12 protein-coding genes and 1 pseudogene are annotated in these 12428 nt (G+C 41.6%); 4 read left to right on the top strand and 9 right to left on the bottom strand.

The window, feature by feature from the left end; genetic code table 11:
• Window positions 1–299: pseudogene (locus OSCI_RS01335) on the top strand (RNA methyltransferase); the annotation flags it as partial.
• 45 nt (window positions 300–344) lie between these two features.
• On the opposite strand, the gene OSCI_RS31225 reads toward OSCI_RS01335, so the two are convergent.
• Window positions 345–584 (bottom strand): hypothetical protein, encoded by a 240-nt coding sequence (locus OSCI_RS31225; protein WP_007353039.1) that lies wholly within the window; start codon window positions 582–584, stop codon window positions 345–347.
• 52 nt (window positions 585–636) lie between these two features.
• On the opposite strand from OSCI_RS31225, the gene OSCI_RS01340 reads away from it, so the two are divergent.
• The 3 genes from OSCI_RS01340 to OSCI_RS01350 are packed head-to-tail and all read left to right on the top strand — an operon-like array spanning window position 637 to window position 3394.
• The gene (locus OSCI_RS01340; RefSeq protein WP_007353040.1) at window positions 637–1878 is read left to right on the top strand and encodes a serine hydrolase; all 1242 of its coding nucleotides are present in this window, start codon (window positions 637–639) and stop codon (window positions 1876–1878) included.
• Window positions 1879–1921: 43 nt separating this feature from the next.
• The gene (gene ychF, locus OSCI_RS01345) at window positions 1922–3013 is read left to right on the top strand and encodes a redox-regulated ATPase YchF (RefSeq protein ID WP_007353041.1); all 1092 of its coding nucleotides are present in this window, start codon (window positions 1922–1924) and stop codon (window positions 3011–3013) included.
• A 21-nt stretch (window positions 3014–3034) separates the two neighbouring features.
• The gene (locus tag OSCI_RS01350; RefSeq protein WP_007353042.1) at window positions 3035–3394 is read left to right on the top strand and encodes a phage holin family protein; all 360 of its coding nucleotides are present in this window, start codon (window positions 3035–3037) and stop codon (window positions 3392–3394) included.
• Between the two features lie 188 nt (window positions 3395–3582).
• Here the strand turns inward: OSCI_RS01350 and OSCI_RS01355 are convergent, their stop codons facing one another.
• The 8 genes from OSCI_RS01355 to OSCI_RS01390 form a co-directional block, all read right to left on the bottom strand.
• A complete protein-coding gene (locus OSCI_RS01355; protein WP_007353043.1) occupies window positions 3583–4896 on the bottom strand; it encodes a protein arginine N-methyltransferase in 1314 nt (437 codons plus the stop codon).
• A gap of 95 nt (window positions 4897–4991) precedes the next feature.
• A complete protein-coding gene (locus OSCI_RS01360) occupies window positions 4992–5768 on the bottom strand; it encodes an ABC transporter permease (RefSeq protein WP_007353044.1) in 777 nt (258 codons plus the stop codon).
• A 96-nt stretch (window positions 5769–5864) separates the two neighbouring features.
• The gene (locus tag OSCI_RS01365) at window positions 5865–6578 is read right to left on the bottom strand and encodes an HAD-IA family hydrolase (RefSeq protein WP_234708686.1); all 714 of its coding nucleotides are present in this window, start codon (window positions 6576–6578) and stop codon (window positions 5865–5867) included.
• 184 nt (window positions 6579–6762) lie between these two features.
• Window positions 6763–7956 carry an NAD(P)/FAD-dependent oxidoreductase gene (locus OSCI_RS01370; protein ID WP_007353046.1) on the bottom strand — a complete coding sequence of 398 codons (1194 nt, stop codon included), beginning with the start codon at window positions 7954–7956 and terminating at the stop codon, window positions 6763–6765.
• Between the two features lie 402 nt (window positions 7957–8358).
• On the bottom strand, window positions 8359–10707 hold the full coding sequence (gene pcrA, locus OSCI_RS01375; protein ID WP_019487142.1) for a DNA helicase PcrA: 2349 nt from the start codon (window positions 10705–10707) through the stop codon (window positions 8359–8361).
• A gap of 147 nt (window positions 10708–10854) precedes the next feature.
• Window positions 10855–11187 (bottom strand): hypothetical protein, encoded by a 333-nt coding sequence (locus OSCI_RS01380; protein ID WP_007353048.1) that lies wholly within the window; start codon window positions 11185–11187, stop codon window positions 10855–10857.
• On the bottom strand, window positions 11171–11536 hold the full coding sequence (locus OSCI_RS01385; RefSeq protein ID WP_007353049.1) for a hypothetical protein: 366 nt from the start codon (window positions 11534–11536) through the stop codon (window positions 11171–11173). Before OSCI_RS01385 ends, OSCI_RS01380 begins: the two co-directional genes overlap by 17 nt.
• 290 nt (window positions 11537–11826) lie before the next feature.
• Window positions 11827–12276 carry a DUF4278 domain-containing protein gene (locus OSCI_RS01390; RefSeq protein WP_007353050.1) on the bottom strand — a complete coding sequence of 150 codons (450 nt, stop codon included), beginning with the start codon at window positions 12274–12276 and terminating at the stop codon, window positions 11827–11829.
• Window positions 12277–12428 lie beyond the last annotated feature (152 nt).

Consider the following 12428-nt stretch of genomic DNA (forward strand, 5'->3'; position numbering starts at 1 on the left):
AATTACCAATTACCAATTACCAATTACCAATTAACACCCAAGCTCCCCTAGAAGCCTTAGAAGGCTATTATCAGCAGCTAGAAGCTTCACTGTTAAAAATTGGGTATATTTATCCCCATACGGCCGCAAGTAGGATGGAAAAATTTCGCCGCTTGTTTAACCGCGCTTACCCTTCCACAGCAGAAGTGTCAATGCTGCGGGGCGTTCTCCGTCAAATAGATTGGGCATTGCGAACCTACCCAAAGAGCGCTGTAAATGATACTCTGGATGCGTCGCCGCCCGATTTTCCCCAGGACTAGCGACGCTAATTCTTGCGAGCAAGCCCGCAATTTTCAATCTTAAATCTAAGTGGTGAAGGAGTTAGGTGTGGCTGAGCGGTTTCCAACTAGGTCTATATTCTCCGTAGTATCCTCCTCTTCAGAGTCGGACTCTAAACCTTCAAAATCCAGCAATGGGGGTAAACCTACTAATTCGTCGCGCCGCCAGCGCCGCCCTCCTGAAAAGGAAATGGGGAGAGAAGGTAGAAGTTCTGGCCCCACGCCGATCGCGGAGCACAGAAATAAGAGAGAATTATCCCGTCCCAAATCGAATCCCTCCAAACCTCCCCTAAGTAAAAGTGGGAGCCAAAATTCTAAATTGGGTACTCCCAAATCTAAGATCGAAAATCTACAAGCGATCGCAGATACTGTTAGCCGTAAACAGCAAAAAAGCCCAACTCTTCCTCGTTCTGGCAATCGAGCGGATGCGCCTCAAAGACGGAAAATAGAAAGCGATTCTTTCCAAACTCCCAAAACTCGCCCCCAAAATTCGCCCTATCCAGGGCCGCCACAACCTAAAAATCGGGTAGCAAAACGTCCTCGGCGGCGGGGGATTTCTCCTGTAGTTTACGCTACTCGCTTGCTGATTTTGGGGGTGGGTATTGCGGTGATTGCGGGTACTGTAATTTCAGTCCTCAATTCTTTTACCAACGCCACTTCGGTAGCGCAGGAGCAAGTGCAAAACAGCTCTGGAGTTGCAGAAAGTCCTTCGCCTTCTCCATCCCCGGCTACGCTCACGCTACAGCTAAATCAAGAAATGGTTGGGCTCAAAGCTGAAATTGATAAGTTGGCGGCTCAGAATCTGAATTTCACGCCGGGAGTGTTTATCGTTGATTTGGATACCGGAGGCTACGCTAGTGTCAGTAGCGATGCTGCTTTTGCTGCTGCGAGTACGATTAAAGTGCCGATTTTAGTGGCTTTTTTCCAGGCTGTAGATGAGGGCCGAGTGCGCTTAGACCAGGTGTTAACTCTGCGGCCAGAGCATATTGCTAGTGGTTCTGGGGAGTTACAGGATCAATCCCCAGGGACGAAATACACTGCTCTGGAGGTGGCTACTAAGATGATTGCGATCAGCGATAATACGGCGACGAATATGCTGATTGAGTTGTTAGGTGGCGCTGAGGCGTTGAATCAACAGTTTCAGACTTGGGGTTTGACGGTGACGGCTATTCGGAATAATTTACCCGATTTGGCAGGGACGAATACTACCAGTCCCAAGGAGTTGGTGAATTTAATCGGGCAGATTAATCAGGGGGGTTTGGTGTCGTTGCGATCGCGCGATCGCTTGCTTTACATTATGCGACAAACCCAAAATGATTCTTTATTGCCTAGAGGTTTGGGTGAAGGCGCTATTATTGCTCATAAAACTGGCAATATTAATTCTTTGGTTGCCGATGCGGGTATGGTGGATATGCCGAGTGGCAAGCGTTACCTAGTAGCGGTGATGGTTAAGTACGCTAAAAATGAAAAGGGAGCTGATAAGTTAATCCGCGATATTTCTCGGACGACTTATGAATATTTCGAGCAAGGGGACGCAGCTAGTTCTAAATCTTCGCCTTGAATTTCTGATATTCTAGCAAATAGTAAAATGTTTTTAATTTACTATGCTCAGAGCCGGAATCGTCGGATTGCCCAATGTAGGCAAATCTACTTTATTTAATGCCTTGGTTGCCAATGCCAAGGCAACAGCCGCTAATTTTCCTTTCTGCACGATTGAACCGAATGTGGGTGTCGTGGCGGTACCGGATGAACGGTTAAACGTACTGAGCAATATTTGCAATTCTGCTCAAATTGTACCGACGCGGATTGAATTTGTTGATATCGCCGGTTTGGTGAAGGGTGCGAGTCAGGGAGAAGGACTAGGGAACCAGTTTTTATCTCACATCAGAGAAGTGGATGCTATTGTTCAAGTTGTACGTTGTTTTGAAAATGATGACATCATTCACGTTGCCGGCTCAGTAGATCCGCTACGAGATATTGATATTATCAATCTAGAGTTAATTTTAGCAGACTTAGCTCAGATTGAAAAGAAAATTGAACGCACCCGAAAGCAAGCTCGGACTAGCAAGGAAGCTCAGCTAGAATTAGGAGCTCTGGAAAAATTGGCAGCAGTTTTGAATGAAGGTAAACCAACGCGACAGTGCAGTTTAACTGAAGAGGAAGCTGAGTCTGTTAAAGGATTAGGTTTGATGACGAACAAGCCAATTATCTATGCTGCTAATGTCTCTGAGGATGAGTTAGCAGGGGGCAACAATTATGTTGAACAAGTGCGAGAACTAGCATCTAAAGAAAATGCTAAGGTTGTAGTAGTTTCTGCTCAAGTTGAGTCAGAATTAGTAGAGTTGCCAGAGTCAGAACGAGCAGATTTTCTGGCATCTTTGGGGGTGGAAGAAGGCGGCTTAAAATCTCTGATTAGAGCTACCTATGAATTATTGGGTTTGCGGACATATTTTACCAGTGGGCCAAAGGAAACTCGCGCCTGGACAATTCTTGCCGGAATGTTAGCACCGCAAGCAGCCGGCGTAATTCACTCTGATTTTGAGCGTGGTTTTATTCGCGCAGAAACTGTTGCTTATAAAGATTTAGTTGCGACTGGTTCGATGAATGCAGCTAAGGAAAAAGGCTTAGTCCGTAGTGAAGGCAAAGAGTATGTGGTGCAGGAAGGAGATGTGTTACTGTTCCGGTTTAATGTATAGGTTTTTTCAAGGAGTAAGCAGATGAATATTGTGCCGATTCTGATTAGTTGGTTGGTGACTTCGGTGAGCTTTTTTATCATTTCTAAACTGCCGATTGGAGTAGAAATTACCAGCTTTAACAAAGCTCTAATTTCAGCGGCAGTTTTTGGAATATTGAATGCTCTAATTCGTCCAGTTTTTGTTGTTTTGGGTTTACCTTTTATCTGGATAACTTTCGGTTTGTTTACCATCGTTATCAACGCGATTATCTTTGGTTTAGCTGCTTGGCTAGTCGAAGGATTTTGGTTGCGGTGGGGAATCTGGAGTGCATTATTAGGCGCAGTTGCATTGGGTTTTATTAACTCGTTGCTTTATCAGGTATTGGCTTCTATTAAGCTGTAATTTAGCACGCCTAAAAACTTCAGCCTGAATTGCAAAGAAATCGGGTTTCTCTGAAAAATTAAGATGCTCACGAGTTATCTGCAAAGAAACCCCAAAGAAACCGGGTTTCTCTGAAAAATTAAGATTCTCAACGAGGTATCTACAAAGAAACCCGGTTTCTGACCTCGACTTGCATAACTCCTGTCCTGTTAAAATATTTCTAATGACTTACCTCTAAAAAATTCAGAGTTCACCTGACTATAAAGTTGCTGTGGTTGGATTAATTCGCGAATGGGTTGTAGATAAAAATTACTATATTTCCAATAATCAAACTGTCTAAGAACGCGATAACTAATTGTCTCTAAAAAGTTCATTAATCTCTTTTGATTCACTCTCCTAACTTCGATAATTATATCAGGTTGATATTTTAATAATATCTGTTTAGCTCCTTCTAAAACCTCAACTTCTAAGCCTTCAACATCGATTTTAATTAAATCTATGGGCTCTTGTACTAATTCATCCAAAGGCAGAATCTCTATTTCCCCTGTTTCATTGGCTACCACTTCATTTAAACACAAATCCCCGGCTGGATGTTCTACCAGAGTAGATTTACCTGGAAATCTGCCCACAGCATAGCCTAATTTGGATAAATCTACATTACTAAGTTGATTTAAGAATATATTTCTTTTTAACAACTCAATTGCACCTGGATGAAACTCAATTGGAACCACCTTAGCTGCTGTCATTACTTTGGCAAAATAAACTAAATGGTTGCCCGTATTTGCTCCTACATCTACAATAACAGGATTTTTAACTTTGATATTTTTATCTATAAATTCCAACTCCGCTAATTCATAAAAATGACCTGAAATGTGAGCAATTTCAACACCTAGATTTTTCCCTGTAATCTCAAAATTCACAGGATTTTCTTGATAATCAAAGGAAACTTTATTATTGTCGCTCAATAAATGATTGACAAAAGATAACCATTTCTGAGCGTTAACGTGACTGGGATTTATTTGCAAAACATTTGTAAATATATCTCTGGCTTCAATGAGGTGATTTTGCCGTACTAATATATTTCCAATTGACCAAAGAGACTCAACATCAGCAGACGATTTTTCTAAGACTATTTTAAAATAGGTAATTGCTTCATCTAATTGACCTTTTTGAATTAAAATTGCTCCAATTTGTCTGAAACCATTTAAATAAGTTGGTTCGATTTCTACCAAACGTTTAAAACAGATAATAGCTTCATTAAATTCCTCTAATTCCATCAGACAGTTAGCTAAATTAGACAAGCCAATTTTATAGTTAGAATCAAAAGAAAGCGATAATCTATAAAACTCTATGGCTTTTTCTATATCCCCTTGTCTTTTATAAATAACGCCTAAGTTACTTATACTCTCAATATGATTTTTTTGCACTGCTAATATTTGCAGATAAATCGATTCCGCTTCTTGAAATTGTTCGTTTTGTTGATAGTTTAAAGCTATCTGAAAACTCTTTTCTATACTCATCATAGTTGTAATGCTGACTTCTGGATGGTAGAGATACCGCCCAGAGGGCGGTGTTAGGTGATAACTTTCTAATTCCTATTAGTATTTATCAACTTCAACTAATCCTGCTGCGTCGAAAATTGGCGAGCCCCAATTAGAGAAAAAATCACTGCTGCACCCAATAAAATTGGTACAATATACCAAGGAAACTTAGTTAAATCGTAGGCAGCGGCTCTCAAGCCAATACTAGCATAAGTCAGTGGTAAGAGATAAACTATGGTTTTTAAAGCCATTGGCAAAGTTGCAGGGTCGAAAAAAGTTGCTCCCAAAAATGACATGGGAACTATGAGAAAATTGTTATATAAGCCGACAGCTTCCAGCGATTTTACTGTCAACCCAACAATTACGCCTAAACCAGAAAATACCGCACAATTAAGGACTATCACTAGCAAAAATAGGGGATTGAGAAATACTAGCTTTTGAGTGAACAAAACTGCTACTAAAATCACTGAAGCAGAAGTCAGTAAACCTCGGACAATTCCTGCTAGCATTTTACCAGTATGCAAAGCTAAAGGATGCACTGGTAGTAACAATAATTCCTCAAAAGTTTTGGTATAGAGGCGTTCCCCACAAATGGAAAATACAGTACCGCTAAAACTGATAGTCATTGAGGATAAAGCTACCATTCCCGGTAACATAAACTCTAAGTAATTACCCCCAATGGCGGGTTTAGGCAAGGAACTACCCAACCCCAAACCAAATGCTAAAATATAGATGATTGGCGATACTAAACCCGCAGCAGCAACCGGGAGTATTCTAACTCGTAAATCTAACCAATCTCCCCAAAAAACGGTAAGAGTGTCAGCTAAAATATTTTTGAGTCGGGATTCTGTCATGTTAGGGCTAAGTGAGGAAATTTTTGATCTTTGTAACGCTGCTATCTGGGTGATATATTTACCACCCAGAGGGCAGCGTCATATTATATTATCAACTTAAAAGTACAAAATATCAAGACTTGTACACTGTTGAAAATCTTGCTCAATTATAGGAATTTGATCCGCTGAAGTTTGTTCTCGATTAAGTAAGATTGCTTTAATTCCAGCCGCTTTCGCACCTTGATAGTCAGCTTTAAAGCTGTCACCTATATGTAAAGCTTCTACGGCCGAAAATGAGGATTTTTGTAAAGCAGTGAGAAAAATTTGGGGATCTGGTTTGGCTGCACCTACTTCTGTAGAAATTGTTATAGATGTGAAAAAATCAGCTAAATTAAGTGCCTTTAATACCGAATAGAGGCGCGAATCAAAGTTAGACAATACTGCTAACTCAATTCCTTGATTTTGCCATCTTTCTAATGCTGGTTTGACATCGGGATAGAGAAACCAAGGTTCAGCAGTGGCAAAGTATTTGTATAGTTCAATAAAGAAACTAGAAAAGTCTGAGAATTTGGTAAATACGCCTGCTGTTTGGAAGGTTTGGATGGCAAGTTTATGCCACCAATCAAATTCCATTTCGGGAATTTTGGCAAAGTCTACGCCGGGAAATGCCATCGGAGTTGCTGAGGTAAAGCTTTGAAGGAAAGCTTGATTTAATAATTCGGGAGAAACTTCTACTCCAAAACGGCTAGTTATTTTGGTGTAAGCTTCCCCTACACTACCACGCACTCCAAATAGCGTACCAACAGCATCGAGAAAAATAATTTTAGGCATTGGTAATGGGTAATGGGTAATGGGTAATGGGTAATTGGTAATTGGTAATTGGTAATTGGTAAATTGCTTTGCTTTGCTTTGCCCCAATGATATAATTTCAAGTAATTTACCAGACTTGATATTCGCCATTAGCAATTAGCCATTAGCAATTAGCAATTAGCAATTACCAATTACCAATTACCAATTAGTTTACAAGCATTTCTTGAATTGGTCTAGCTATCCAATTAAAACCTACTTTGATTTGATGATCTAATGTAGGCATTCGATAGAGATAAGCTAAACGACGGGCTACGTGAGCCATTTGACCGTCTAGTTTAATTCCTAAACCCGCAAAAGTAGCATTGTCAACTCCTAATGTCAACATTTCTCCGAGTGGCTGATAGCGGAAAGGAAGCAAAGGTCTGTCAGTGAGTGATGCCCATATATTCCAGGCTGTGTAGTCAGCTTGCTGGAAGGCTACTTGAGCACTGGAAGGGACTTTTTGACCGTCAGCATCTACGCATTCGGTTATATCTCCCAGGGCAAAAATTCCTGGGTTATCAACTACTTGTAACGTCGGTTCAACAATTAATTGACCGCGAATATTTTGCTGGAGATGAAGCGAACGTACCATCGGGGATACAATCATTCCTACCGTCCATAAAACGGCATCTACTGGCAAAATGTCGATCTGTCCTTTGTAAACTAGAGAAATTGTGTCGGACTCAATAGCATCAACACTGGTTTCTAAGTCTATCCAGACGCGGCGTTTTTCTAAGGCAATATTTGCAGCTTCTCGGTTAAAATCTGGGGATGTTTGGAGAATTTTATCGCTTTGTTCGATTAGGCGTAAGCGTCCTCTTTCGCCGAGGCGATCGCTCAATTTACAAGCTAATTCTACCCCAGAATAACCGCCGCCAACGACGGCAACCCGAATTTTGTCAGATTGAGAGCTTTCTAGAATTCGCAGGCGTTCTTCGAGGCGGTAGGCATCGCTAATAGTACGAAAGGGGAAGGCGTGTTCGGCTGCGCCACTAACTAAATTGAGGGGAGTTTCGCCGCCAAGGGCCAAGACTAAGCGATCGCAAGTAATTTCTGGGCCGTCTTGCAACTGCACTCGCTTTTCGGTGATGTCAATCGCAGCAACAGTACCTTGACAAAAGCGGATACCCGTATCTTTCAACAATTCTTCAAAGGGTGGGGCGATTTCCCAGGTTTGTAATTCTCCGGTGAGGATTTCGTATAACAGGGGAGAAAACAGGAAGCGATCGCACCGATCGACTAAGATAATTTCAGGTTTTTGGGGCTTGGCAAAAGGTAATTGACTCAAACGCAGAGCCGTGTAGAGTCCGCCGAAGCCGCCACCAAGAATGCAAATGCGGGGTTGTTGTTGAGTCATAAAAAATGTCGGTAAGTGGGAAACTCAGAGGTTTGAGCATCGGAGATGTAAACGAAACGGGCGGTTTTAAACGCCATGAATCTTAAAATAGGTAACTTTCACCGTCTTTTTTGTGGATTGTTGTGTCTCTCCAATTGCTTGTGATGTTAGCTTCATAAAGTTTTAAGAGCTTGTTAGAACTGCAACACTGTTTCAGTGACTTTGCAGACCTCATCTTATTGACTATTAACAATTTTATACCAATTCTCCAAATTCTTGAGACCCTCTGCATTGTTGAGTGAACTTCCACAACTGCTGCATAACTTTTTTGGAGAATTTTTATTACAAGAGCCTCCTAACTTCTGCCTCCTGCCTTCTGCCTCCTGCCTCTACTGTTGCATAACTTTCTTTGGAGAATTGGGATTAATTCACTTTTTGCAGCGGTGCAGTTCTCGGATCGAGGATTTTTTGACCCGATCCAGAAAACCTAATCGCCAAAGTAAATTTATCGCCAGTTCCTAAAATATAGGTAACTTGTCCCAGTCCAAAAGATGAATGAACAACGCGATCTCCTACCTTCCAATCCATTAACTTTGTATTCCCAGTTTTGCCTTTCAACTTATTAGATGGCGATTGCGAAACAGGTGTTTTAGCTGTCTTTTTCTTAACGGTATTTCCGCTCAAAAACTCCCTCGGTAATTCTCCTAAAAATATCGAAGGAATAGCTAACTGCTTATTTCCCCAAGTGCGGCGCTCTATGGTATAAGTAATGAACAACCTTTCCTGAGCGCGAGTAATCCCAACATAACAAAGGCGGCGTTCCTCCTCCAAAGCAATAGGATCGTCTAAACTGCGAAAATGTGGTAACAATCCCTGTTCCATTCCCACTAAAAACACTACTGGAAATTCTAACCCTTTCGCAGCGTGGAGAGTCATCAAAGAAACCCGCGATTCTTCCTCTTTCATGCTATCCATATCCGAACTCAAAGCAGCACTCGCCAAGAAATTTTCTAGTTTAGCTTCTTCGGCATTTTCTTCTTCAAATTGCTGTACTGCATTGTATAGTTCTTTGATGTTTTCTATGCGATCTTCTGCTTCATCAGTACCTTGTTTTTTTAACTCATCAATGTAACCAGATTCTTCTAAAATACCTTGGACAACCTCAGAAGCAGAGGTATTTGCCACTTCCTCTTGCCACTTTCGGATCGTCCGCATAAATTCAATAATCGGCTTAGCAGTCCGCCCTGCTAAAGTGTTAACAGATTCTTCATCAACTAGAATATCCCACAGCGGAATATTCAATTGCTGAGCAGCTTGTACTAACCTATCTGTCGTAGCTTTGCCAATACCACGCCGAGGTGTGTTGATAATTCGTAACAGGCTGACAGTATCCGCAGGATTAACAATTAATCTTAAATAGGCTAATACATCTTTAACTTCTTTGCGGTCATAAAACTTCAAGCCGCCAACTAAATTGTAAGGTATACTCCACCGCACTAGACACTCTTCAAAGTTGCGCGATTGGGCATTTGTGCGGTATAATATAGCAAAATCTCCCCATTTTAATTCGGGATTCTTCCGCACCAGTCCTGTAATTTCATTGGTGACAAATTCTGCCTCTTGAATTTCATCATCCGCGCGCTCTACACAAATTGGTTCTCCCTCCCCGCGAGTTGGCCGCAATACTTTATCGATGCGTTCGGTGTTGTTTTCAATTAGGGCATTAGCAGCGTGTAAAATGTTGTCTCTGGAGCGATAATTCTCCTCTAATTTTACCATTGTCCGGGTATCATCGTCCGCCAAACCGTCGCCGAAGTCTTTCTGAAAATCGAGCAGAATTTTGAAGTCTGCCATGCGGAAAGAATAAATCGCTTGATCGACATCACCCACTACAAAAATAGAGCGTCTTTCCCAGTTTGTAAATGTTTGGGGATCTTCGTTATTTGTGGCTAACAGGCGAATTAAGTCATACTGGACGCGGTTGGTATCTTGGTATTCGTCTACTAAAATATGGCTAAATTTTTGATGCCAGTAACCCAATACTGACTCGTTTTGACTGAACAATTGTACGGGTACGCGAATTAAATCATCGAAGTCTAGTCCGTTGTTAGCAGCGAGAGCATCTTGATAAAGATTGTAGGCATCAGCGATTACTTTTCCCCGATAATTCGGTTGTTCTAATTCGACTTCTCTGGGAGATAAGCCTTGGTTTTTAGCATTGCTAATTGCGTAGCGAACATTACGGGGTTCAAATTTTTTGTCGTCCAGATTTAGCTGTCGGGTGACGATATCTTTCACCAGACTTTGAGCATCAGATTCATCGATAATGGAGAAATTTTTCCGCCAGCGACGACCTTTTTCGTCTTGAAATTTCTCGATGTCGTAGCGGAGAATCCGAGCACAAAGACTGTGAAATGTACCTACCCACAGAGGTTTGATATAATTTCTATAAACCCCCGATCGCAGTCTTGCCTGTTCATCAGGTGCTAATGCTTCTAATGGTTTACCATATTTCGCCTCAGCTTGCCCAGTTGCAAACAATTTCTCTATTCTCTCTTTCATTTCCCGCGCCGCTTTGTTCGTAAAAGTTACGGCGAGGATATTATCAGGATCGACTCGATGGGTGCGAATTAAATTAGCAACTCGATAGGTTAGAGCCCGCGTTTTGCCGGAACCTGCGCCTGCTACTACTAATAATGGGCCGCAAAAATGCTCGACGGATTGGCGCTGTGAGGGGTTGAGTTGGCTGAGAAAATCAGTAGTTGGTGTCATGGCGATGTGAGTGCGGGCCCCAGGGCGTTGTTGCAAGAGACAGAAATAATGTCTATAGACTAGGCTACCATTTTCTGCATAAATTGTACACTCCCTGCCCTGATAGATAGTTGTTAATTGCTCACTAATCGTGCCGTTTTCCCCTTTTTACCTAGCTCTACCAGTGCGCTCTTTAGCTTTATCGTAAGCAGGATCGTGTTCCTCAAAACTAATAATAAACACCCGTTTAGGAGTTGGAGATTCATATATCCGATAAACCAGCCGATAGGCAATTCCATCCCAATTTATATCTAAAGTGCGGTAGCCATTCAGTCTACCGTCTAGATCGTGACTTGGTACGCCGCGAGGCTGATAGGGATTCTTAGCCAAAACAAGCTGATAGACTGAAAATTCTTCCTGTAGCTGTTCTGGTAAATTTGGTAAGTCTTGCGTATTTACCAGGGGGTTAATCTTGACCAAGTAATTAGATTTTGTAGCCACGTTGTCTCAACCAATTATCTAAAGCTTCATCGTCAATCTCTTGGCCTATTTCTACTTCTATTGGCCAGTCAGTAGTGCTCTCTAGAAATTCCAAGTCTTCCTTAGTTAGCTCTTTTGGTTCCCTGGAAATATTTTTTTCACTATCAGGCCAAGCTTCATCTGGTATCTGAAGACCGCTCTCAGCAGCTTTAATAGTTCTTCGCAATAAATCTTGATGCGCCTTGTAGTCGTGTGGTGCAACTTCAAGTTCTAATTCCATACTTTCCACTAGATATTTTAATTTCTCAAACACATTTTCTAGAGGATGTGTTGCTATCTGTTCTGTTGGTGAATGGCTGACTTCTGACATAGTTTTGTACCACTATTTTTGCAACTTTTAACTATTTTATCATTTGACAGATAGTTTTTGCTTAAGCAAGCCTCCAACCAAAATCGCTGCCACAATTCCTAACCGGAACCCAAGAGGGACAACTACACCCGCAGCTACCCCATTTTGAGGCTGACTCTGAGCTATTTCTGCGGATGCTTTTTATCAACACTCGGCTAAAATCTGTGGGAGAATTATCTTGAGTACCAGCTACATTCCGAGCGGTACAATAATCCTATCAGTAATCGCACTTGCTAACTCGTCAAAATTAATCATTCAAGATTCATATCTTTTTCCACCGCAGGCACGATGGCTTGTTCTGACTTAACAGGAGCACCTCGATATTTCATCCCTGCTGTCACCACAGTAGTATTTTTTAGCTTCGGCGTTCTCCAAATTTGACCGCGATATTTGCCTGTAATTTCTCCATCGCAGACTTCAACTGAGGGAGGGAAAGCTTCATAGTTAGCACCGCGATAAGTGAGGTTAATTTTCTTCTCTTCATCATCAACAGGATGAATTGACTGCAAGAGCTTTCTACTAGCTAAAATTACGAAGATTAAAAGTAATGCCTTGATTTGCCAAGGAGCTAAAAACAAACTTATAATTAAGCTGATCGTGACAATTGTTCCGGCAAGATAGGCGGCTTCGTTAGCGCAATTCTTAAAAATAAAAGTCACTGCGAGAGCAATTACCAAAGGAGTAACAAAAAACCAAGTCATTCAATCACCTCTGAGCTAGAAGTCAAATTTACAGGACTTAAGCATTACTCACGAATAATCAAAATTTGGCATTGCTTTGGGCTGGCTTCCTACCCTTGCGACTGCGCGATGCTTGATTCCTAATGACAGAAAATGGTAGTGAGTGGGTAAAT

This window comes from Kamptonema sp. PCC 6506 (genome assembly GCF_000180455.1).
GTDB classification, from domain to species: Bacteria; Cyanobacteriota; Cyanobacteriia; order Cyanobacteriales; family Microcoleaceae; genus Kamptonema; species Kamptonema formosum.

Coding starts and splice junctions, on each gene's coding strand:
- ychF (WP_007353041.1), top strand. CDS start 1,922: ATGCTCAGAGCCGGAATCGTCGGATTGCCCAATGTAGGCAAATCTACT.
- OSCI_RS01350 (WP_007353042.1), top strand. CDS start 3,035: ATGAATATTGTGCCGATTCTGATTAGTTGGTTGGTGACTTCGGTGAGC.
- OSCI_RS01355 (WP_007353043.1), bottom strand. CDS start 4,896: ATGATGAGTATAGAAAAGAGTTTTCAGATAGCTTTAAACTATCAACAA.
- OSCI_RS01360 (WP_007353044.1), bottom strand. CDS start 5,768: ATGACAGAATCCCGACTCAAAAATATTTTAGCTGACACTCTTACCGTT.
- OSCI_RS01365 (WP_234708686.1), bottom strand. CDS start 6,578: ATGCCTAAAATTATTTTTCTCGATGCTGTTGGTACGCTATTTGGAGTG.
- OSCI_RS01370 (WP_007353046.1), bottom strand. CDS start 7,956: ATGACTCAACAACAACCCCGCATTTGCATTCTTGGTGGCGGCTTCGGC.
- pcrA (WP_019487142.1), bottom strand. CDS start 10,707: ATGACACCAACTACTGATTTTCTCAGCCAACTCAACCCCTCACAGCGC.
- OSCI_RS01385 (WP_007353049.1), bottom strand. CDS start 11,536: ATGTCAGAAGTCAGCCATTCACCAACAGAACAGATAGCAACACATCCT.
- OSCI_RS01390 (WP_007353050.1), bottom strand. CDS start 12,276: ATGACTTGGTTTTTTGTTACTCCTTTGGTAATTGCTCTCGCAGTGACT.